19 protein-coding genes and 1 tRNA gene are annotated in these 21,941 nt (G+C 64.3%); 17 read left to right on the forward strand and 3 right to left on the reverse strand.

What is annotated here, in order from left to right:
* Positions 1-169 precede the first annotated feature (169 nt).
* A tRNA-Leu gene (locus tag Cte04_RS15725) sits at positions 170-254 on the reverse strand.
* Between the two features lie 34 nt (positions 255-288).
* Here Cte04_RS15725 and rnr point away from each other — a divergent pair.
* Complete coding sequence (rnr, locus tag Cte04_RS15730; protein WP_066480287.1) at positions 289-2,892, forward strand: ribonuclease R; 2,604 nt, start codon at positions 289-291, stop codon at positions 2,890-2,892.
* Positions 2,893-2,970: 78 nt separating this feature from the next.
* On the opposite strand, the gene Cte04_RS15735 is transcribed toward rnr, so the two are convergent.
* Together Cte04_RS15735 and Cte04_RS15740 are read right to left on the reverse strand one after the other, a co-directional pair.
* A complete protein-coding gene (locus Cte04_RS15735) occupies positions 2,971-4,638 on the reverse strand; it encodes an NAD(P)H-hydrate dehydratase (protein ID WP_066480539.1) in 1,668 nt (555 codons plus the stop codon).
* Positions 4,639-4,750: 112 nt separating this feature from the next.
* The gene (locus tag Cte04_RS15740) at positions 4,751-6,145 is read right to left on the reverse strand and encodes an amidase (protein WP_066480293.1); all 1,395 of its coding nucleotides are present in this window, start codon (positions 6,143-6,145) and stop codon (positions 4,751-4,753) included.
* Positions 6,146-6,374: 229 nt separating this feature from the next.
* Here Cte04_RS15740 and rpsB point away from each other — a divergent pair, with 229 nt between their 5' ends.
* From rpsB to Cte04_RS15820, 16 genes are all read left to right on the forward strand, one after another.
* Entirely contained in the window at positions 6,375-7,127 is a 753-nt protein-coding gene (gene rpsB, locus Cte04_RS15745; protein WP_066480295.1) for a 30S ribosomal protein S2, read from the forward strand.
* Positions 7,128-7,236: 109 nt separating this feature from the next.
* Positions 7,237-8,130, forward strand: a complete 894-nt coding sequence (gene tsf, locus Cte04_RS15750) for a translation elongation factor Ts (RefSeq protein WP_066480297.1) — start codon at positions 7,237-7,239, stop codon at positions 8,128-8,130.
* Between the two features lie 95 nt (positions 8,131-8,225).
* A complete protein-coding gene (pyrH, locus tag Cte04_RS15755; protein ID WP_066480299.1) occupies positions 8,226-8,948 on the forward strand; it encodes a UMP kinase in 723 nt (240 codons plus the stop codon).
* Positions 8,949-9,088: 140 nt separating this feature from the next.
* Complete coding sequence (frr, locus tag Cte04_RS15760) at positions 9,089-9,649, forward strand: ribosome recycling factor (protein ID WP_066480302.1); 561 nt, start codon at positions 9,089-9,091, stop codon at positions 9,647-9,649.
* Positions 9,650-9,663: 14 nt separating this feature from the next.
* Positions 9,664-10,401 (forward strand): polyprenyl diphosphate synthase, encoded by a 738-nt coding sequence (gene uppS / locus Cte04_RS15765; protein WP_083526698.1) that lies wholly within the window; start codon positions 9,664-9,666, stop codon positions 10,399-10,401.
* Positions 10,402-10,459: 58 nt separating this feature from the next.
* Positions 10,460-11,317, forward strand: a complete 858-nt coding sequence (locus tag Cte04_RS15770; RefSeq protein WP_066480303.1) for a phosphatidate cytidylyltransferase — start codon at positions 10,460-10,462, stop codon at positions 11,315-11,317.
* Entirely contained in the window at positions 11,314-12,492 is a 1,179-nt protein-coding gene (ispC, locus tag Cte04_RS15775) for a 1-deoxy-D-xylulose-5-phosphate reductoisomerase (RefSeq protein ID WP_066480305.1), read from the forward strand. Before Cte04_RS15770 ends, ispC begins: the two co-directional genes overlap by 4 nt.
* A gap of 67 nt (positions 12,493-12,559) precedes the next feature.
* Positions 12,560-13,924, forward strand: a complete 1,365-nt coding sequence (gene rseP / locus Cte04_RS15780) for an RIP metalloprotease RseP (protein ID WP_066480541.1) — start codon at positions 12,560-12,562, stop codon at positions 13,922-13,924.
* A 44-nt stretch (positions 13,925-13,968) separates the two neighbouring features.
* A complete protein-coding gene (gene bamA / locus Cte04_RS15785; protein WP_066480314.1) occupies positions 13,969-16,269 on the forward strand; it encodes an outer membrane protein assembly factor BamA in 2,301 nt (766 codons plus the stop codon).
* A complete protein-coding gene (locus Cte04_RS15790; protein WP_066480316.1) occupies positions 16,269-16,775 on the forward strand; it encodes an OmpH/Skp family outer membrane protein in 507 nt (168 codons plus the stop codon). The genes bamA and Cte04_RS15790 overlap by 1 nt, the downstream gene beginning before the upstream one ends.
* Before the next feature lie 21 nt (positions 16,776-16,796).
* Positions 16,797-17,801: a UDP-3-O-(3-hydroxymyristoyl)glucosamine N-acyltransferase gene (gene lpxD, locus Cte04_RS15795; protein WP_066480318.1), complete on the forward strand. Its 1,005-nt coding sequence runs from the start codon at positions 16,797-16,799 to the stop codon at positions 17,799-17,801.
* The gene (gene fabZ / locus Cte04_RS15800; protein WP_066480321.1) at positions 17,798-18,238 is read left to right on the forward strand and encodes a 3-hydroxyacyl-ACP dehydratase FabZ; all 441 of its coding nucleotides are present in this window, start codon (positions 17,798-17,800) and stop codon (positions 18,236-18,238) included. Before lpxD ends, fabZ begins: the two co-directional genes overlap by 4 nt.
* 6 nt (positions 18,239-18,244) lie before the next feature.
* On the forward strand, positions 18,245-19,042 hold the full coding sequence (gene lpxA, locus Cte04_RS15805; protein ID WP_066480322.1) for an acyl-ACP--UDP-N-acetylglucosamine O-acyltransferase: 798 nt from the start codon (positions 18,245-18,247) through the stop codon (positions 19,040-19,042).
* A gap of 101 nt (positions 19,043-19,143) precedes the next feature.
* A complete protein-coding gene (gene lpxB / locus Cte04_RS15810; protein WP_066480324.1) occupies positions 19,144-20,286 on the forward strand; it encodes a lipid-A-disaccharide synthase in 1,143 nt (380 codons plus the stop codon).
* On the forward strand, positions 20,249-20,971 hold the full coding sequence (gene rnhB, locus Cte04_RS15815) for a ribonuclease HII (RefSeq protein ID WP_066480326.1): 723 nt from the start codon (positions 20,249-20,251) through the stop codon (positions 20,969-20,971). The genes lpxB and rnhB overlap by 38 nt, the downstream gene beginning before the upstream one ends.
* Before the next feature lie 53 nt (positions 20,972-21,024).
* Positions 21,025-21,816: a TrmH family RNA methyltransferase gene (locus Cte04_RS15820; RefSeq protein ID WP_066480553.1), complete on the forward strand. Its 792-nt coding sequence runs from the start codon at positions 21,025-21,027 to the stop codon at positions 21,814-21,816.
* Positions 21,817-21,941 lie beyond the last annotated feature (125 nt).

A 21,941-nucleotide genomic window follows, 5' to 3' on the forward strand; every position in this document is an offset into this window, starting at 1 on the left:
TTTCAGGGAAGCTTTGGATTGTAGTGCATATTTTTGCAGCTTGAATCCAATCTTCTAAATTTTCTTGAGATGCATGTCCGAGCTTTTCAATCCGGACTTTTCAAAACATTCTTCAGAATCGAATGTTTTTTCAAGTTTTCCTAAACCCTGGCAGGGTTGTCGTTAAACTTGGTGCCCAGGAGAGGACTCGAACCTCCACGGAGTTACCCGCTAGTACCTGAAACTAGTGCGTCTACCAATTCCGCCACCTGGGCATCTCAGGAAAGACTCAGATTGTATATCAAAAAAATGAACCCTCGCGCAAAAGTTGCCGACATGAATGAAGAAATTTTGGGCACTGTGCAGGGCCACCGCGACGGACACGGTTTTGTGATCCGCGATGATGGTGAGCGCGACATCTATCTCCCTCCCAATGAAATGCGCGCCGTGCTGCACAAGGACAAGGTTCAGGTGCGGGTGGCCCGCTATGACCATCGCGGACGCCCCGAGGGTCGCGTGGTCGAGATTGTGGAGCGCCCCGACCAGCCCATCATCGGCCGTTTCCTGCAGGAAAGCGGTGTGTGGCTTGTGGCACCCGAAGACAAACGCTATGGCCAGGACATTCTGATCCCGTCCAACGCCACGGGATCGGCCAAGGTCGGCCAGGTCGTGGTGGTGGAACTGACGGAGGCTCCGGCCCTGTTCGGCCAGCCCGTGGGGCGCATCACCGAAGTCCTCGGCGAGGTCGATGATCCCGGCATGGAGATCGAGATCGCCGTGCGCAAGTATGGCGTGCCCCACATCTTTTCCGACGAGTGCCTGGCCCAGGCCAAGGCCTTGCCGGAAAAGGTGCGCGCTGCCGACCGCCGCCACCGCATCGACCTGACGGACATCCCGCTGGTCACCATCGACGGCGAGGATGCGCGCGACTTCGACGATGCCGTGTACTGCGAACCTGCCAAGGTGGGGCGCAGCAAGGGCTGGCGCCTGCTGGTGGCCATTGCCGACGTGAGCCACTACGTGACCACGGGCAGCGCCATCGATGTCGATGCCTACGACCGCGCCACCAGCGTCTATTTCCCGCGCCGCGTGATTCCCATGCTGCCGGAAAAGCTCAGCAACGGCCTGTGCTCGCTCAACCCCGACGTGGACCGCCTGTGCATGGTCTGCGACATGCTGATCACGGCCAAGGGCGAAATCCATGCCTACCAGTTCTATCCGGCGGTCATGCACAGCCATGCGCGCTTCACCTATACAGAGGTGGCGGCCATCCTGGCCAACACGCGCGGGCCCGAAGCCGCCAGGCGCAGCGAGCGCGTGCAGGACCTGCTGAACCTGTATGGCGTCTACCAGGCCCTGCTCAAGTCGCGCGAGGAGCGCGGCGCCGTGGACTTCGAGACCACCGAGACGCAGATCGTCTGCGACGACAACGGCCGCATCGAGAAAATCGTGCCGCGCACGCGCACCGAAGCGCACAAGCTGATCGAGGAGGCCATGCTGGCCGCCAACGTCTGCAGCGCCGATTTCATCGAGCAGGGCGGGCAGCTGGGCCTGTTCCGCGTGCACGACAAGCCTTCGCTGGAAAAGCAGGAGATCCTGCGCAATTACCTGAAGGCCATGGGCGTGGCCATGACGATCAGCGAAAACCCGTCGACCCGCGAATTCCAGGCCATCGCCAATGCGACCAAGGACCGGCCGGATGCGCAGCAGATCCACACCATGCTGCTGCGCTCCATGATGCAGGCCTTTTACACGCCCGATAACTCGGGCCATTTCGGGTTGGCATTCGAGGCCTATACCCACTTCACCAGCCCCATCCGCCGCTATCCGGACCTGCTGGTGCACCGCGTCATCAAGGCCGAGCTGCAGGGAACCCATTACAAGCTGCCTGCGCTGCCCACGCCGGGCGAGGCCGAGGCCAAGCTGGTCAAGCGCCTGTCCACGCGCGTGGTGGAGCCCCGGCAGAAGCCGCGCAAGCGTGCACCGGCCAAGGAAATGCAGGCCTGGGAGGCCGCCGGTCTGCATTGCAGCGCCAACGAGCGCCGGGCTGACGAGGCCAGCCGCGATGTCGAGGCCTGGCTCAAGTGCAAGTACATGCGCGAGCACCTGGGCGAGGAGTTTGCCGGCACCGTGTCCTCGGTCACGACCTTCGGCATCTTCGTGACGCTGGACGCCATGTATGTCGAAGGCCTGGTGCACATCACCGAGCTGGGCGGCGACTACTTCCGTTTCGACGAGGCGCGCCAGGAACTGCGCGGCGAGCGTTCGGGCATACGCTATGGCATCGGTGCGCGCGTGCGTGTGCAGGTCAGCCGTGTGGACCTGGACGGGCGCCGCATCGACTTCCGCCTGGTGCGCGACAGCGAGGACGGCGTGCTGGCGCCCGCCCGCCAGGGCAAGGGCCAGCGCGACGATGCGCGCGGCCGCCGCGATGGCCGCGAGGAGGGTTCGCGCCAGGATAAATGGAGCCGCCGCGATGCCAAGGCCGACCGCGCGCAGCGCAATGCCGCGACAGCGACACAGGCAGCTGCGCCAGCCAAGCCCGCATCCAGCAAACAAGGCCGCAAGGCCGCCAAGAAGGCCATGCTGCAGGGCATCAATCTGGCGGCGCTCGAAGCGGAATATGCGCAGGAGCGCGCGCCTGCCAAGCCGGTGCAGCACGACGCTGTTCCGGAAGTGCAGGGCGGGCCTGCTGCGAAAGGCAAGAAGTCCGCGCGAAGCAGGTCCGTGCCGGCCCTGCTGTTGCCCGGCCCCGCTTCTGCGCCCGCCGCCGAGCCCGATTCCAGGTCCGCTAGCGCGGCCAAGCCTGCCGTTGCCAAGCGAGCCAGGCCGGCAAATGCTTCAGCGGCAGAAGGCGCATCCGGCAAGGCGGCCAAGGCCAAGCCTGCCAGGTCAGCCAAGCGCAAGGCTTGATGGCAAGCACAAGTGCTGCGGACGCTGGGGGCGCAGCATTTACAAGGCCCTGGCCGTGCAATCGGGCAGGGCGTGGGTTCATGCAGCGCGGCAGGCTCCGAAATGCCGGGCCAGTGCGCCGGCGCTGAACGGCAGCGAGGGGGGCCAGAGGTCTGCTGCCTGCCCGTGGCGGTAGACGGCTTCCAGGGCGGCCTGCGTTCCCAGGCGGAGTGAAGGCTGCGCCGGCGAGGCTGCGCCCTGCGCGGCCATCCGTGCCCAGGTGGCTCCCAGCAGGCCGGCCAGCACGTCGCCGGTGCCTCCGGTGGCCAGCCGTGCATTGCCTGTGGGATTGACCCAGCAGGCCCTGGCATCGAGCGCGAAGCTGGCAGGGCAGGCGATCACGCTGCCCGAGCCCTTGAGCACCACCGTGCATTGCAACTGTTCGGCCAGCCGTGCGGCGGCCTGGATCCGGCTGGCCTGCACCTGGGGGGTGCCGGTTTGCAGCAGGCGCGCCGCTTCTAGCGGGTGCGGGGTCAGCACGGTGCCCAGGCGGCGGCTGGCGCGGCGGGCGAGCAATTGCTGCAGCGAGGCGTCGGCTGCAACGGCATTGAGTCCGTCCGCGTCCAGCACCAGGCGCGGCGCCTGCTCCAGAATGGCCGGCAGCCACTTGCGGACGGCAAGGCCACCGCCACAGCCGCAGACCACCGTGGCCTGCTTCCAGTCCTGGGACTGCGGCTGGCGCAGCATGATTTCCGGCCAGGGTGCGGTGCCTTGAGGCGGCGATGTATCCAGCAGGGCGAGCATGACGCGGCCCGCGCCGCCATGCAGTGCCGCCAGTGCGGCCAGCCAGGCGGCGCCGGTCATGGACAGGCCGCGCTGCGCCAGGCCTTCGCCGCCGACGACGGCCACATCGCCAAAACTGCCCTTGTGGCTGGCATGCCGCCCTGCCATGGCCTGAGGGTTGGGCGCGCTGCCGAGCCAGGCCATGGGCTGCGGAGGTTCGGGCAGCGCCGGGATTTTTTCCCCGTCATCATTGCAAAGCCCGGCGCCCAGGTCGTCCCACCAGATCTGCCCGCAGGCATCGCGTCCCTGGCCGGTGAACAGGCCGGGCTGCAGGGTCAGCAGGCTCAAGGTGTGGCGGGGCATGCACAAGGCGCCTGCAGACAGCTCGGGAACCATGCCTGCCGCATACTGCCCGGTCTCGGCATCCAGGCCCGAGGCAACATCTATGCATAAAACCGGGCTGCTTCCGGCCTGGGTCTGGCGCAGCAGCGCCATCAGCCGGGCGCAGGGGGCGGTACTTGCGCCTTTGCCGTGCCCGCCGGCTCTCAGGCCTATGCCCAGCAGCGCATCGATGCACAGGTCTTGCCCGTCCATGCCTTCCGGCCGGCCGTCGACCCACTGGACCCGCGCTTGCCTTGCCCTGTCCCAGGATGCCTGGGCGTCGGCAGGCATTGCATCGCGTGCGGCCGTGCAGCTCACCATGATGCGGGCAAACGGCAAAAGCCGGGCAAGCCGGGCTGCCGCTTCCAGGCCGTCGCCCCCGTTATTGCCGGGGCCGCAGGCGATCCAGACGGTGCGTGCATGCGGAGCCAGCGCCATGGCCAGCCTGGCAACGGCCAGGCCGGCGCGCTGCATCAGGGTGTGGGGCGGCAGCGCGGCCGCCAGTTCATGCTCCAGGCGCCGCGTGTCGGCCGTGCTGAACAGCGGCCACCCGGTGCCGTTGCCATGGCTGCCGGCCGTGGGGAAAGGGAGGATGCATTGCATGCCGGCAGCATAGCCTTGTCTGGCGATGCAGTGGCCGGGCAATGTGCGGTACCCGTCGAATTGGCCTGCAGCGCTTTGCCGGAAAGCGCTTGCAGCTATCAAAATAGTTTGCCTATGGGGTGGCGGCGCGCAGCACCTGCTCCAGTGCCAGGGCGATATGCAGCACATCGTCGTCGCGCAGCGCGCCGTGCCAGATCATCAGTCCCATGGGCAGTTCCCCGGCCTCGTGGCAGGGCAGCGACAGGGCGCAGCCGTCCAGCATGTTGACCACACTGGTGTTGCGCAGCAGCAGGCCGTTGACGCGGAAAAATTCGCCATCGCGTGCGGCATCGGCTTGCGCATCCATGCCGTCGGCCGGAGCGACCGATGCCAGCGTGGGTGCGGCCACGGGCGTGGTGGGGGAGAGCAGGGCATCGAAGGGCGCGAGAGCCGTCTGCATCCCGGCAATCCATTGGTTGCGGGCCTGGATCAGGTCCAGGTAATCGGCTGCGCTCATGTGGGCGCCGCGCTCGATGCGCGACTTCACGCGCGGATCGTAGAGTCGGGCTTTCTCGGGCTGCTGCAGATACTGCCTGTGCCAGGCATAGCTCTCCGTGGGCGAGAAGCCGCCGATGGCATGGATGCGCTCCAGCGCTTCGAGCTCGCGCAATGCGATGCGCTCGATCCGCGCGCCGGCGGCTTGCAGCTGCGCGATGCTGCGCTCGAAGGCGGCGACTACGGCCGGCTCTGCCTGTTCGAAGAACAGCGTTTGGGGAACCGCCAGCCGCCACTGGGAAAGAGGCCTGCCTGCCGGGGCCAGCTTGCGAGCGCTCAGGATCTCGTGGAGCACGATGGCATCGCGCACGCTGCGGGTGATGGCGCAGGCCGTATCCAGGGTGGGCGACAGCGGCACCGCGCCGCAGGTAGGCACGAGCCGTGCCGTGCTCTTGAAGCCCACGAGGCCGTTGAGCGCAGCCGGTATGCGGATCGAGCCTCCCGTGTCCGAGCCCAGTGCCGCCCACGCCGCGCCGCTGGCCACGGAAACGGCAGCGCCCGACGACGAACCACCGGGAACGCGCGCCGGCTGTGCCGCGGACAGCCGCGGATTGCCCGGGTGCAGGGCGTCCATGGCCCTGGGCGTGCCGAAATGGGGATTGGTGCCGACGCCGGAAAAGGCGAATTCCACCATGTGGGTACGGCCGATGATGGCGGCGCCTGCGGCTCGCAGCCGCGCCACCGCCGGCGCATCGGCGAGGGCCAGGGGCGCGTCCTGCAATACGCGCGAGCTTGCCGTGCTGCGCGTACCGGCGATATCGAACAGGTCCTTGACCGACACGGCCAGGCCAGCCAGCGGTGCTGCAACGGCAGCCCAGGCCGCTTCGGTGCGCGCGCTGTCCGGCAGCAGCTGGGAAAAGACGTGGTTGCAGGCAGGGCCTTGGGCTGCTGCCAGGCTCAGTTCCAGCTGCTCTGGCGCGTTGGTGAGACCTTGACGGATGGCCTGTACGGCAGTGCTGAGGTCGTTTTGCATGGCGGTGTGCTAGAATCTTGCGGCTTTACCGAGGGTATGCCCTTAAGGCTTGCCCGGCAGGCCTGGAGAACGGGAATGTGCACGCAGGTGTGCGGGAGCGATCCAGCCACGGCATTTCGGTAAAGCAAATAGCAAACCAGCCCCTTCAAGGTGTCGCTGCAGTCTCTGGACAACAGGGCTGCCGTGATGATTGGGTTGGATTTTAGACCTAACCTTTGAGGTAATTAACATGTCCGTCACTATGCGTGAGATGCTGGAAGCAGGCGTCCACTTCGGTCACCAAACCCGCTTCTGGAACCCCAAGATGGCTCCGTTCATCTTCGGTTCGCGTAACAAGATCCACATCATCAACCTGGAAAAGTCGCTGCCGATGTTCCAGGAAGCCCAGAAGTTCGCCAAGCAGCTGACCGCCAACGGCGGCACCGTGCTGATGGTGGGCACCAAGCGCCAGGCCCGCGAGCTGGTGGCTGCCGAAGCCCAGCGTGCAGGCGTGCCTTATGTCGACCAGCGCTGGCTGGGCGGCATGCTGACCAACTTCAAGACCGTCAAGACCTCCATCAAGCGTCTGAAGGACATGAAGGCTCAGCAGGAAGCCGGTCTGGAATCCATGTCCAAGAAGGAACAGCTGATGTTCGTTCGCGAACTGGAAAAGCTGGAAAAGGACATCGGCGGCATCCAGGACATGAACGGCCTGCCCGACGCCATCTTCGTGATCGACGTGGGCTTCCACAAGATCGCCGTGGCTGAAGCCAAGAAGCTGGGCATCCCCCTGATCGGTGTGGTGGACTCCAACCACAACCCCGAGGGCATCGACTACGTGATCCCCGGCAACGACGACTCCGCCAAGGCCGTGCAGCTGTACGCCCAAGGCATTGCCGACGCCATCCTGGAAGGCCGCGAAGCCCGTCTGAACGACGTGGTCAAGGCTGCCGCCGGTGAAGACGGCGACGAGTTCGTGGAAGTGGAAGAATCCGCCGCCTAAGCGAAGTCCGGCTGCGCGACCGCATCGCGAGAAAAAAGCGGGGCTCTGGGTAGCCCCCTTTTTTTAGCCGGAATCCTGTAACGAATCGAACTGATACTGGAGAAATACGATGGCAATTACTGCAAGCATGGTCGCCGAACTGCGCGCCAAGACCGACGCTCCCATGATGGAGTGCAAGAAGGCCCTGACCGAAGCCGACGGCGACATGGCCAAGGCCGAAGAGCTGCTGCGCGTCAAGCTGGGCACCAAGGCTGGCAAGGCTGCTTCGCGCGTGACGGCTGAAGGCGTCGTGGCTGTCTACATCGAAGGCGGCAAGGGCGGCATGATCGAAGTCAACAGCGAAACCGACTTCGTGTCCAAGAACGACAGCTTCCTGGCCATGGCCAACGCCGCTGCCAAGCTGGTGGCTGAGCACAATCCCGCCGACGTGGAAGCCCTGGGCGCCCTGGCCTATGAGCAGGACGGCTACGGCCCCACCCTGGAAGACGTGCGCAAGGGCCTGATCGGCAAGATCGGCGAGAACATGTCGTTCCGCCGCTTCAAGCACTTCAGCGGCTCCAACCTGGCTTCCTACCTGCACGGCTCGCGCATCGGCGTGGTCGTCGAGTTTGACGGCGATGCCGTGGCTGCCAAGGATGTCGCCATGCACGTGGCTGCCATGAAGCCCGTGGCCCTGACCAGCGCCGACGTGCCCGCCGATCTGATCGCCAAGGAGCGCGCCGTGGCCGAAGGCAAGGCTGCCGAGTCCGGCAAGCCCGCCGACATCGCCGCCAAGATGGTCGAAGGCTCGGTGCAGAAGTACCTGAAGGAAGTCTCGCTGGCTGACCAGGTCTTCGTGAAGGCCGCCGACGGCAAGCAGACCGTGGCCCAGATGCTCAAGGCCGCCAACACCAACGTGAAGGCATTCACCATGTACGTGGTGGGCGAAGGCATCGAGAAGAAGGTGGACGACTTTGCCGCCGAAGTGGCAGCCCAGGTGGCTGCAGCCAAGGCCGGCGCCTAAGTCCTAGCCTCAGCATCAATCGCGGCCCAGAGCCGCGATTGATTTATTCCCCCTCCCGTTTTCATCATCGCTTTAACTTCCATCGGAGAAACACCATGTCCAACGCCATTCCAGCCCACAAGCGCATTCTGCTCAAGCTGTCGGGTGAGGCGTTAATGGGGGATGACCAGTTCGGCATCAACCGTGCAACCATCGAGCGCATGGTTGCCGAGATCGTGGAAGTGACCAAGGTTGGTGTGCAGGTAGCCGTGGTGATTGGCGGGGGCAATATCTTCCGCGGCGTGGCTGGCGGCTCCGTGGGCATGGACCGTGCCACGGCCGACTACATGGGCATGCTGGCGACGGTGATGAACGCGCTGGCCCTGGCCGACGCCATGGACAAGCAGGGCCTGACGGCCCGCGTCATGTCCGCCATCGGCATCGAGCAGGTGGTCGAGCCCTACGTGCGCCCCAAGGCGCTGCAATACCTGGAGGAGGGCAAGGTCGTGGTGTTTGCCGCCGGTACCGGCAATCCCTTCTTCACCACCGATACCGCTGCCGCGCTGCGCGGCGCCGAAATCGGCGCCGAGGTCGTGCTCAAGGCCACCAAGGTGGATGGCGTGTACACGGCCGATCCCGTGAAGGATCCTTCGGCAACGCGCTACGAGAAGCTGGCATTCGACGAAGCCATCTCGCGCAACCTGGGCATCATGGATGCCACGGCCTTCGCGCTGTGCCGCGACCAGAAGCTGCCGATCCGCGTGTTTTCCATCGTCAAGCCCGGCGCACTCAAGCGTGTGGTGATGGGTGAAGACGAAGGCACTCTGGTGTACGCTTGAGGGTTCACCAGAGATTGGTGCAAACTCTTTAGGATTTACGCAAAGGAAGGCGCAAAACTGCGCAAGAGGCATCCGTGCATGATGCCAGGTCCGGCTTGCGTGAATCATGTCTTGGCCGCTGAGCCCCAAGGAACAAGAACATGTCGATTGCCGAAATCAAGAAGAACACCGAAGCCAAGATGGGCCAATCCATCGAGGCGCTGAAGAACAACCTCTCGCGCATCCGCACCGGCCGCGCCAATCCCGCCCTGCTGGATGCCATCCATGTGGAGTACTACGGCTCCATGGTGCCGCTGTCCCAGGTGGCCAACGTGTCCCTGATCGATGCGCGCACTATCAGCGTGCAGCCCTGGGAAAAGAACATGGCCGCCAAGGTGGAAAAAGCCATCCGCGAAAGCGAGCTGGGCCTGAATCCTGCGGCCATGGGTGACCTGATCCGGGTGCCCATGCCCCCCATGAGCGAGGAGCGCCGCAAGGAGATGACCAAGCTGGCCCGCCACGAGGGCGAGAACTCCAAGGTGGCCATCCGCAATCTGCGCCGCGATGCCAACGAAAGCGTGAAGAAGCTGGTCAAGGACAAGGAGGCTTCCGAGGACGATCAGAAGCGTTCCGAAGCCGACATCCAGAAGATCACGGACAAGCACATTGCCGAGATCGACGTGCTGGTGGCTGCCAAAGAGCAGGACATCATGGCGGTCTAAGGAGACCTGCACTCTTGAATTCCAAGAAAACCGGCGCGGTACCGCGCCATATCGCCATCATCATGGATGGCAACGGGCGGTGGGCCAAGCGCCGCCTGCTTCCCCGCCTTGCCGGTCACAAGCAGGGCGTGGAGGCCCTGCGCCGCTGCGCGCGCGCCTGCGCCGAACGCGGCGTCGAGGTGCTGACCGTGTTCGCGTTCTCGTCGGAAAACTGGAACCGGCCCCAGGAAGAGGTTTCGGGCCTCATGGGTCTGCTGGCCAATGCCCTGGCCAAAGAGGTGCAGCAGCTGAGCAACGACGGCGTGCGCCTGCATTTCGTGGGCGACCGCACAGGCCTGAGCGACAAGGTTTGCGAGGGGCTGAGCCAGGCGGAGCGGCAGACGGCACACAACAGCCGCCTGGTCCTCAATGTCTGCTTCAATTACGGCGGTCGCTGGGATATCGCGCAGGCGGCCAGCAAGCTGGCCGGGCAGGGCATTGCGATCACGGCCGAGAATCTGGACAAGGCCATGGCCATGTCCCATGTCTGCGATCCCGACCTGCTGATCCGCACGGGCGGGGAGATGCGCATCAGCAATTTCCTGCTGTGGCAGGCTGCATATTCCGAGCTTTTCTTCAGTCCCAGCCTGTGGCCTGATTTCGACGAATCGGACCTGGACCAAGCCATTGCGGCCTTTGGCGGACGCGAGCGCCGCTTCGGCCAGACCTCCGAACAGATCCAGCCGCCGCCAGCCCGGATCGTGGCGGCATAAACCCAGCACGGCCTGTGCAAGCTCTGCGCTGGCCTGCAAAAACAAGCGAAGGACTGCCATGCTCAAGCAGCGCGTGATTACCGCCTTGGTGTTGCTGGCCATCTTGCTGCCGGCCCTGTTCTACCCGTCCAGCATCGTGCCGTTTGCCGTGGTCACGCTGATGTTCATGACGGCCGGCGCCTGGGAATGGGGGCGCCTCAACGGTTTCGGGCAGGCCGGGGCTTTGGGTGTTGGCGGCATTTGTGCAGCCTTGTGCCTGGGGGCCTGGGCGGCAGGCTGGCTGTCGCAGTCGCTGGCGCTGCTGTGGATTGCCGCAGGCGCTGCCTGGGTGCTGGGCGGTGCGCTGCTGCTGCGGGCCGGTGTTGCCGGCTGGCCGCATATACCTTCCGCCATCCGCCTGGTCGGCGGTGTGCTTGCCCTGTGGCTGGCGTGGATTGCCATTGTCCAGGCGCGTCGGATCGGCATCAACTTCCTGCTGTCGGTGCTGGTCTTGGTCTGGGTGGCCGACAGCTTTGCCTATTTCGCGGGGCGTACCTTCGGCCTCAAGTTCACCAAGAACAAGCTGGCACCCACGATCAGCCCCGGCAAGAGCTGGGAAGGCGTATGGGGCGGTGCCATCGGCGTGATCGTGCTGGCCCTGCTCTGGTGCTGGGCCGACGGGCGCTATGGCGCTGGCGTGCCCAGCTTCTATTCGGTGCTGCAGACGCGCGGAACCTGGTTCCTGCTGCTGGCAGTGGTGTTTATGACTGCGATGAGCGTGGCGGGCGATCTGATCGAATCCCTCATCAAGCGCAGTGTCGGAGTCAAGGACAGCAGCGGTTTGCTGCCCGGCCACGGTGGTGTTCTGGATCGTGTCGATGCGCTGTTGCCCACACTGCCGTTGGCAATGATGCTCTCCTCTTTTGTGCATCCATGAAACAGAAAATCACCGTTCTGGGTTCCACGGGTTCCATTGGAACGAACACCCTCGACGTGGTGGCTCGCCACCGCGACCAATACGAAATCTTTGCCCTGAGTGCGGCCACGCAGGTGGACCTGATGCTCAGGCAGTGTGCCGAATTCAGTCCCCGCTTTGCCGTGATGGCCAGCCGGCCGCATGCGCAGCTGCTGGCCGAGAAAATCAAGCAAAATGGGCTTGCAACGCAGGTGCTGCAAGCGCAGGATGCTCTGGAAAAAATAGCTTCTCATCCCGAGGTGGATGCCGTGATGGCTGCCATTGTCGGAGCGGCAGGTCTGGCGCCTTGCCTGGCGGCAGCGCAAGCCGGCAAGCGGCTGCTGCTGGCCAACAAGGAAGCCCTGGTCGTGGGCGGCGCGCTGTTCATGGATACGGTCAGGCGCAATGGCGCGACCTTGCTGCCCATCGACAGCGAGCATTCGGCCATCTTCCAGTGCCTGCCCGAAGATCGCACGAGCTGGGCCAGGCGGGTGGACAGCCTGCTGCTGACCGCTTCGGGCGGGCCTTTCCGCCAGCGCGATCCGGCAACGCTGTCCGAAATCACGCCGGAGCAGGCCTGCGCCCACCCCAACTTCTCCATGGGGCGCAAGATCTCCGTGGACTCCGCGACCATGATGAACAAGGCGCTGGAGGTGATCGAGGCGCGCTGGCTGTTCGACATGCCGCCCGAGAAGATCAAGGTGGTGATCCATCCGCAGCAGATCGTGCACTCCATGGTGCAGTTCACGGACGCCTCCGTGCTCGCCCAGCTGGGTACGCCCGACATGCGCGTGCCCATTGCCTGCGGCCTGGCCTGGCCCGAACGCATAGCCAGCGGTGCGCCCGTGCTGGACTTCGCCAAGCTGGCGGCGCTCACCTTCGAAGAGGCGGATGCGCGGCGCTTTCCCGGGCTGCATTTGTCCTGGCAGGCGCTGCAGGCCGCGGAGGGCACGACCACGGTGCTCAATGCCGCCAATGAAGTGGCGGTGGCGGCGTTCCTCGAGCGGCGCCTGTCCTTCGATCGTATCCATGCCGTGAATCTGCAGACCCTGGAGTCGCTGGTGCCCTCGGATATCCATAGTCTTGGCGACCTGATGTCCCTGGACGCGCAGGCGCGGGCTGCGGCGCAGGATGCAGCCCGCCGCTGGTGCCTGTAGGCTGCGCCGTGTTGAACTTGCGGCTGCCCGGCGCGTCTAAGCAGCAGTCGTATGGAAGGGGATGCAGGTGTTGCTGACCGTTGTTGCTTTCATTGTTGCGCTGGGTGTTCTGATTGCGGTGCATGAGTGGGGGCACTATCGCGTTGCCGTGGCTTGCGGCGTCAAGGTGCTGCGCTATTCCATCGGTTTCGGCAAGCCGCTGCTGCGCTGGACCAGCCGCAAGACGGGGACCGAATATGTGATCGCGGCCCTGCCGCTGGGTGGATACGTGCGCATGCTCGACGAGCGCGAGGGGGAGGTCCTTCCCCAGGAGCGTCATCTGGCCTTCAACAACCAGCCCCTTCGGTCGCGCGCTGCCATCGTGGCGGCCGGCCCCATCGCCAATCTGCTGCTCGCGGTGGCGCTCCTGGCTGTGGTCAACTGGGTGGGCGTGACCGAGCCGGCGGCACGCCTGGCTGCTCCGCCCCCGGGCTCTGCCCTGCAGGTGGCTGGTGTCCAGAGCGGCGATTGGGTGCGGCGCATTTCGATCGACCAACAAGGCTGGCAGCCCGTGCACTCGTTCAGCGACCTGCGCTGGACGCTCACCAAGGCCGCCATGGCCGGCGATTCAGTGAGCCTGGAGGTGGCTTCGCGCGCCGATGCCGCTTCGCGCGTGCTGTCTCTTCCCCTGGGCAATCTGCAGCAAAAAGAGCCTGATGAGGCTTTTTTTGAAAAAATTGGTTTGCTTGGTGCCTGGACGCAACCGACCCTGAACCAGGTCATGCCCGGTGGACCGGCGGATCTGGCCGGCTTGCGCAAGGGGGATGTGGTGCTCAGCGTGGACGGCCGTATCATCCACGACGGCGCCCAGTTGCTGGCGCTGATCCGCGACGCCGGTTCGTCCGGCCGGGCCTCTGCCCAGCAATGGGTGGTGCGGCGTGGCGGCCAAAGCCTGGCCCTGACCGTGCAGCCCAGGGTCGAAACGGCAGAGGACAGGAGCATTGGTCGCATCAATGCCTATATCGGTGCAGAGCCCGAGATGGCCGTGGTGCGCCAGGACTTCTGGGGTGGACTTTCAACCGGGGTGCAGCGCACCTGGGAACTGTCCGCCATGACGCTGCGCATGATGGGGCGCATGGTGATCGGCGAGGCCTCGCTCAAGAACATCAGTGGCCCCTTGACCATTGCCGACTATGCGGGCCGCTCCGCGAGCATGGGGCTGATCCAGTACCTTTCCTTCCTGGCGCTGATCAGCGTGAGCCTGGGGGTTCTCAACTTGCTACCATTGCCGGTTCTGGATGGTGGGCACCTGATGTATTATCTTTGGGAGGGTGTCACGGGCCGAAGTGTCTCCGAAATCTGGGCCGAAAGGCTGCAGCGGGCAGGCGTGGCCGTGATCTTGCTGATGATGTCAGTCGCCTTTTTCAACGATATCAACCGGCTTTGGGGCTAATTTTTCGCCGATTTCGGTAGCTGCAACTGCGGCAAATTCCACTCATGAAAAAACATTTCAATCGCTTTGGCGTGCGTACCGCATCTGCCTTGGCAGCTATGGTTTTGGCTGCGAATGCGGCATGGGCACTAGAGCCTTTCAAAGTTCAGGACATCCGTGTCGAAGGCCTGCAGCGCGTGGAACCGGGCACCGTGTTCGCCTCCATGCCGCTGCGCGTGGGCGACCAGTACGACGATGAAAAAGGGGCTGCCGCGATCCGTTCGCTCTTTGCCCTGGGCCTGTTCAAGGATGTGCGTCTGGAGGCCAATGGCAATGTGCTGATCGTGGTGGTGGAGGAGCGCCCCACGATTGCGGAAGTGAATTTCGCGGGTACCAAGGAGTTCGACAAGGACACGCTGCTCAAGGCCATGCGCGACGTGGGCCTGGCCGAAGGTCGTCCTTTCGACAAGGCGCTGGCCGACCGCGCCGAGCAGGAACTCAAGCGCCAGTACATCAACCGCAGCCTGTACGGTGCGGAAGTGGTGACCACGGTGACCCCGATCGAGCGCAACCGCGTGAATCTCACATTCACCGTGTCCGAAGGCGCGCCGGCCAAGATCAACGAGATCCACATCGTGGGCAACAAGGCCTTCAAGGAGTCCACGCTCAAGGATCTGTTCGACCAGGATACCGGCAACTGGATGAGCTGGTACACCAAGTCGGACCGCTATGCGCGCAACAAGCTCAATGCCGACCTGGAGACGCTGCGCTCCTATTACCTGCAGCGCGGCTATCTGGAGTTCCGCATCGATTCCACGCAGGTGGCGATTTCTCCGGACAAGCAGCACATCTCGCTGACCGTCAACATCCATGAAGGCGACCAGTTCGTGGTTTCCGGCGTCAAGCTGGAAGGCAACTACCTGGACCGCGACGACGAATTCAAGTCGCTGATCAAGATCAAGCCCGGCGAGCCCTACAACGCCGACCAGGTCTCCCAGACGATCAAGGCCTTCACCGACTACTACAGCAACTTCGGCTTTGCCTTTGCCAAGGTGGAGGCCGTTCCCGAGATCGACCGCGCCAACAACCGCGTGGAGCTGGTGCTGCAGGCCCAGCCGTCGCGCCGGGCCTATGTGCGCCGCATCAGCGTGAGCGGCAACAACCGCACGCGCGACGAGGTGATCCGTCGCGAGTTCCGTCAGTTCGAGGCGTCCTGGTACGACGGCGACAAGATCAAGCTCTCGCGCGACCGCGTGGACCGCCTGGGCTTCTTCACCGAGGTGAACGTGGAGACGCAGGAGGTTCCCGGCTCTCCCGACCAGGTGGACCTGCTGATCAACGTGGCCGAAAAGCCCACCGGCTCCCTGCAGCTGGGCGCGGGCTTTTCCAGCGCCGAAAAGGTCTCGCTGTCGTTCGGCATCAAGCAGGAAAACGTCTTCGGCTCCGGCAACTACCTGGGCGTGGACGTCAACACCAGCAAGTACAACCGCACCATGGTGCTGTCGACGACCAATCCGTATTTCACGGATACCGGTATCTCGCGCACCTATGACCTGTACTACCGGACCATGCGGCCCTACTACGATGACGGTGCCTACAAGATCGTCACCAAGGGCGCGACCGTGCGTTTCGGCATCCCGTTCAGCGAAGTGGATACGGTCTACTTCGGCGGTGGCGTGGAAGGCAACGAGATCAAGCCCGGCACCTACATGCCTCAGGTCTACCAGGAATACTGCGACAAATGGGGTTGCTCGCAGACCGGCATCCCGCTGACCGTCGGCTGGTCGCGCGACAACCGCGATAGCGCGCTGGCGCCCAATTCGGGCCGCTACCAGCGCCTGAACACCGAAGTCTCGATGCTCAGCGACATGCGCTATGTCAAGGCCAACTACCAGATCCAGCAGTACATCCCGCTGAACAAGAAGTACACCATTGCGCTCAATGGCGAGCTGGGCTGGGGCAAGGGCCTGAACGGCCGTCCGTTCCCCATCTTCAAGAACTTCTATTCGGGCGGCCTGGGTTCGGTGCGCGGCTTCGAGCAGGGCTCGCTGGGCAAACATGACACGGTGAACACCAACCTCGCGCTGGGCGGCACCCGCAAGATGACCTTGAATGCCGAGTTCATGGTGCCGTTCCCGGGGGCCGGCAACGACCGGACCCTGCGCCTGTTCACCTTCCTGGACGTGGGCAACGTATGGGCTGAGGGAGAGAGCATGGAGCTCAGCTCTCTGCGCGCCTCCACGGGTATCGGTATTAGCTGGATTTCGCCTCTGGGCCCATTGCGTTTGGCTTATGCTCAGCCGATCCGCAAGGAAACCGGGGATAGAATCCAAAAACTGCAATTCCAGATCGGAACATCTTTCTAATGAAATCTCTTTCTAGCCATCTTTCTCTGGCTGTGCTGCTTGGCGCCATGGCCGTCTCTGCGCATGCACAGGAATTCAAGGCAGGCTTTGTGAACACGGATCGCATCTTCCGTGAAGCATCCACCGCCAAGGCTGCCCAGGCCAAGCTGGAGCAGGAGTTTTCTAAGCGTGAAAAAGATCTGGTCGACCAGGGCAATGCGCTGAAGAGCGCTTCCGACAAGTTCGAGCGCGAAGCGCCCACCATGTCGGAGAGCCAGCGCATTTCCCGCCAGCGCCAGCTGGTGGACCAGGACCGTGAATTCCAGCGCAAGCGCCGCGAATTCCAGGAAGACCTGAACTCGCGCAAGAACGAGGAGCTGGCCCAGGTGCTCGATCGTGCCAACAAGGTCGTCAAGCAAGTGGCCGAATCCGAAAAGTACGACGTGATCCTGCAGGAAGCCGTGTATATCAATCCCAAGTTCGATATCACGGACAAGGTGATCAAGGCTCTGAACGGCGCCAAGTAAAGCCCCTCGGAGCCAATTTTGGTGAGCGTTTCACTGGGAGAAATCGTTGATGCGCTTGGCGGGGAGCTGGTGGGCGGCGAGCGTGGGACACCGATTTCACGCATCGCGCCGCTGGACTCCGCCGGTGCCGGCGATCTGAGCTTTTTAAGCAACCCTCGCTACCGCCAGCAGCTGGCCGCCTCTCAGGCGGCCTGTGTCATTGTGGCGCCTGCGATGCGCGAGGAAGCGTCGCAGCGCGGTGCCTGCATCGTCGCGGCCGATCCCTACGCCTATTTCGCACGGGCCACGCAATGGTGGAAGGCCCGCCACGCTGGAAATGCGCCCTGCGGTATCCATCCCAGTGCCGTGGTGCATCCCAGTGCCGAAATCCATGTGTCGGCCTATGTGGGTCCCTTGTGCGTCGTGGATGCCGGGGCCAGGGTGGGAGCAGGGTCGGTGCTCAAGTCCCGCGTGACGCTGGGCGAGGCCTGCGAAATCGGCGAGCGCTGCATCGTGCATCCGGGCGTGGTCATCGGGGCCGACGGCTTCGGCTTTGCGCCGTCCGGCGGGCAATGGGTCAAGATCGAGCAGCTGGGCCGCGTGCGCATCGGCAACGATGTGGAGATCGGCGCCAACACCTGCGTGGATCGCGGGGCACTGGACGACACGGTGATCGAGGACGGCGTCAAGATCGATAATCTCGTGCAGATTGCCCACAATGTGCATATCGGCGCACATACGGTGATTGCGGGCAATACCGGAATTGCGGGCAGCGCACGCATCGGCGCGCATTGCTCGATTGGCGGTGCGGCCAATATCCTCGGGCACTTGAGCATTGCCGACGGGACGGTGATTTCACCGACCTCCATGGTCACCCGCTCCATACCCAAGGCAGGTTTTTATACAGGCATCTTTCCGTTGCAAGAGAACGAGCAATGGGAGAAGAACGCTGCAACCTTCAAGCAACTGTATGCGCTGCGCGAGCGCGTCAAGAAGCTTGAACAGGCGCTGGCCGACGAGCCGCGCGGCAACAACGGAAACAGATGATGGACATTCAAGGAATTCTCAAGCAATTGCCTCACCGCTACCCCTTCCTGCTGGTGGACCGGGTGCTGGAGCTGGAGCGCAACACGCGCATCAAGGCAATCAAGAACGTCACGTTCAACGAGCCGTTCTTCACCGGGCACTTCCCTGGCCGTCCGGTCATGCCCGGCGTGCTGATTCTCGAGGCACTGGCCCAGGCTGCAGGCCTGCTGGCTTTCGATGCCATGGGCCAGGTGCCCGACGAGAACAACATCTACTACTTCGTGGGCATCGACTCCGCGCGCTTCAAGCGTCCGGTGGTGCCGGGAGACCAGCTTGCGCTGGAGATCACGATCGACCGCGTGCGCGGCGGCATCTGGAAGTTCAAGGCCGTGGCCAGCGTGGATGGCGAGGTGGCAGCCGAAGCCGAACTCATGTGCACGATGCGTCAGGTGGGATAAGCACTGATGGGGGCTTCCAGTCTGATTCATCCGACCGCGGTGATCGACCCTGCGGCACAGCTCGACTCCTCGGTGTCGGTGGGGCCGTATGCCGTCATCGGACCCAAGGTTCGCATCGGCGCGAATACCTCGGTGGGAGCCCATTGCGTGATCGAGGGCGACACCACGCTGGGCCGCGACAACCAGGTCTTCCAGTTCGCCTCGCTGGGCGCCCAGCCCCAGGACAAGAAGTATGCGGGCGAGCCGACGCGCCTGGTGATCGGCGACCGCAATACCATCCGCGAGTTCTGCACCTTCAACACCGGCACGGTGCAGGACCGGGGCGAGACGACCATCGGTTCGGACAACTGGATCATGGCCTATGTGCACATTGCGCACGATTGCATCGTGGGCAACAACACCATCCTGGCCAACAACGCGACCCTGGCGGGGCATGTGCACGTGGATGACTGGGTCATCCTCGGCGGCCTGACGGGCGTGCATCAGTTCACCCATATCGGTGCCCATGCCATGGCCGGCTTTGCCAGCCATATCTCGCAGGATGTGCCGCCCTTCATGATGGTGGACGGCAATCCGCTGGCAGTGCGCGGTTTCAATGCCGAAGGCCTGCGCCGCCGCGGTTTTTCGGCTGTGCGCGTCGCGGCCGTCAAGCAGATGCACAAGCTGCTGTACCGCCAGGGGCTGACACTGGATGCGGCCACCGCCGCGATTGCGGGCCTGAAGTCCGACATGCCCGAAGCGCTGCAGGATATCGAGCGCATGCAGGCGTTCCTCGCGGCCTCCACGCGCGGTATCGCTCGCTGAAGAGCATCCTGCGCTCGTCTCCCGACAGGACCATAGGACCATTTCCGGCCGTGACGCAACCCGCAAAGCCTTTGACTTCCACGCAGCCACCCGCGATCGCCATGGTGGCGGGCGAGACCTCGGGCGACCTGCTGGCCTCCCTGCTGCTGGACGGCCTGCATGCGCGCTGGCCGCAGGCCCGCTCCATGGGCATCGGCGGTGCGCAGATGCAGCAGCGGGGCTTCCAGGCCTGGTGGCAGTCCGAGCGGCTGGCCGTGCACGGCTACAGCCTGGAAGTGCTGCAGCGCGTGGCCGAGCTGCTGGGCATCCGCAAGCAGCTGCGCGAGCGGCTGATTGCCCATCCGCCTTCGGTCTTCGTGGGCGTGGATGCGCCCGACTTCAACCTGGGGCTGGAGGAGAGGCTGCGCGCAGCCGGCATCAAGACCGTGCACTTCGTCTGTCCCTCCATCTGGGCCTGGCGTGCCAACCGGGTGGAGAAGATCCGGCGTTCGGCCGATCATGTGCTGTGCATCTTCCCGTTCGAGCCCGAGCTGCTGGCCCGGCATGGCATCGATGCGACCTACGTGGGCCATCCGCTGGCGCAGGTGATTCCGCTGCATCCGGACCGTGCGGCGGCTCGCCGCCGCCTGGGTCTGGATGAAGATGGGCTGGTGCTGGCCCTGCTGCCCGGCAGCCGGCGTTCGGAAGTGCGCTATATCGCTTCGGGCTTTTTCAAAGCGGCCGCGCTCGTCCGGAAAGCGCTTCCAGCTATTAAAATAGTAGTTCCTGCCGTGCCTTCCCTGTACGACGAGGTCTGCCGCATCGCGGCCGAGGCCGGGATGCAGGACCAGGCCTTGATCGTCAAGGGCCAGTCGCACGATGTGCTGGCTGCCTGCGACTGCACGCTGATTGCCAGCGGTACCGCCACGCTGGAGGCCGCGCTGTACAAGCGCCCCATGGTGATCAGCTACAGCATGCATCCCTGGAGCTGGCGCCTGATGAAGCGCAAGCAGCTCCAGCCCTGGGTGGGCCTGCCCAACATCCTGTGCGGCGATTTCGTCGTGCCCGAGCTGTTGCAGGACGCTGCCACGCCGCAGGCCCTGGCTGCCGCTGCGCTGCACTGGCTGCGAGCCAGCCAGGATTCTCCTGCCACCATCGAGGCGCTGGTTGAGCGCTTCACCGCGCTGCACCACGAACTGCGACGAGATACTGCCGAATTGGCTGCCCATGCGATCGAAAAAATTATTGCCTCCCCCGCTGCTTGAGCAGAATTGCCTGCCCTGGCATCCGCCCGGGCTGATGGCCGGGGTGGACGAGGCAGGGCGCGGGCCGCTGGCCGGGCCGGTAGTGGCGGCGGCCGTGATTCTGGACGACCTCCACCCCGTCGAGGGCCTGAATGACTCCAAGAAGCTCACGGCCAACCGCCGCGAGGTGCTCTACGACGAGATCCGGGCCAAGGCCCTGTGCTTTTGCATTGCCCAGGCTTCGGTGCAGGAGATCGACGAGCTCAACATCCTCAAGGCCACCTTGCTGGCCATGCGCCGCGCCGTCATGGGGCTGCGCCTGAAACCCGTGCTGGTGAAGGTGGACGGCAACCAACTGCCGGTGCTGGATGTGCAGGCCGAGGCCATCGTCAAGGGCGATTCGCTGGTGCCGGCCATTTCCGCCGCGTCGATCCTGGCCAAGGTCACGCGCGACCGCTGGTGCGAGAAGCTCGATGCCCAGTATCCGCAATACGGCTTTGCCGCGCACAAAGGGTACGGCACGGCCGCGCACCTGGACGCCCTGCGTGTGCATGGCCCCTGCTGCGAGCATCGCCGCTCGTTTGCGCCTGTGGCCAGGGCGCTGGAGGCCGGCTCCATCTGCGCGGGTGAAGCGCCTTTGCCGCTGGCCTGCGAAAGCGGTGCCTCGCCTGCGCTGGTGATGGCGCAGGCTTCGCTGTATTCCTGAATGCGCCGGCGCCCGCCCCGGGCCGCTTGCACCATATTGCCAAAGAGGTCGTCATGGGTTCTGCCCCTCAGCTCACCGTCATCCAGTCACGCGACAACAGCTTTGTCAAGGAGCTGCGCCGCCTGTCGCAGGACAGCACGGCCTACCGCAAGCAGGGCCGCATCTGGCTGGAGGGCGACCATCTGTGCCGTGCCGCCCTGGCGCGTGGCCTCAAGCCTGCCGTGGCCGTATTTTCAGAGTCTTTCTGGCCTCAGGCGCCCGTGCAGTGGGCGCAGGCAGCTAGCAAAGTCGTAGTGCTGGCCGATGCTTTGTTTGCCGATATCAGCGGCCTGGAGTCGCCGGCCCGCATGGGCTACCTGATGGACTGGGATGCCGGCCGGCAGGTATCTTCGGGCCTGCCCACCGTGGTGCTGGACCGCGTGCAGGATGCCGGCAACGTGGGCTCCATATTGCGCAGCGCCGCGGCATTCGGCTTTACCCAGGTCGTGGCGCTCAAGGGCACGGCGGCCCTGTGGAGCCAGAAAGTGCTGCGCGCCGGCATGGGAGCCCATTTCGGCCTGCATCTGGTGGAAGCCGCTGCGGTGGACGACGTGCAGCTTCTCCAGGTGCCGCTGATCGTGACCAGTTCCCACCAGGGCGATTTGATCCATGAAGCCCGCCTGCCTTGGCCCTGCGCCTGGGCCATGGGCCATGAAGGGCAGGGGGTGAGCCCCGCGCTCATGGAAATGGCCAGCCACCACATCCGCATCGCACAACCCGGCGGCGAGGAGTCGCTCAACGTCGCGGCCGCCGCCGCCATCTGCCTGCATGCGAGCAGCGTGAGTGCCTTGGTGCGTCAAGGGTAATCCCGCAGCAAGTCATGGGGCTGAGGCTGTCCGAGCTTATAATGGGCGGCTTTCAAGCATTCCTTCATACGCCTAGCGAAGCCTCCTCGCCATCCCCTGCAGACAACTTTTTGTCCCCGCGCACG

Origin of the sequence: Comamonas terrae (genome assembly GCF_001544075.1) — a bacterium.
Lineage (GTDB): Bacteria > Pseudomonadota > Gammaproteobacteria > Burkholderiales > Burkholderiaceae_C > Comamonas > Comamonas terrae.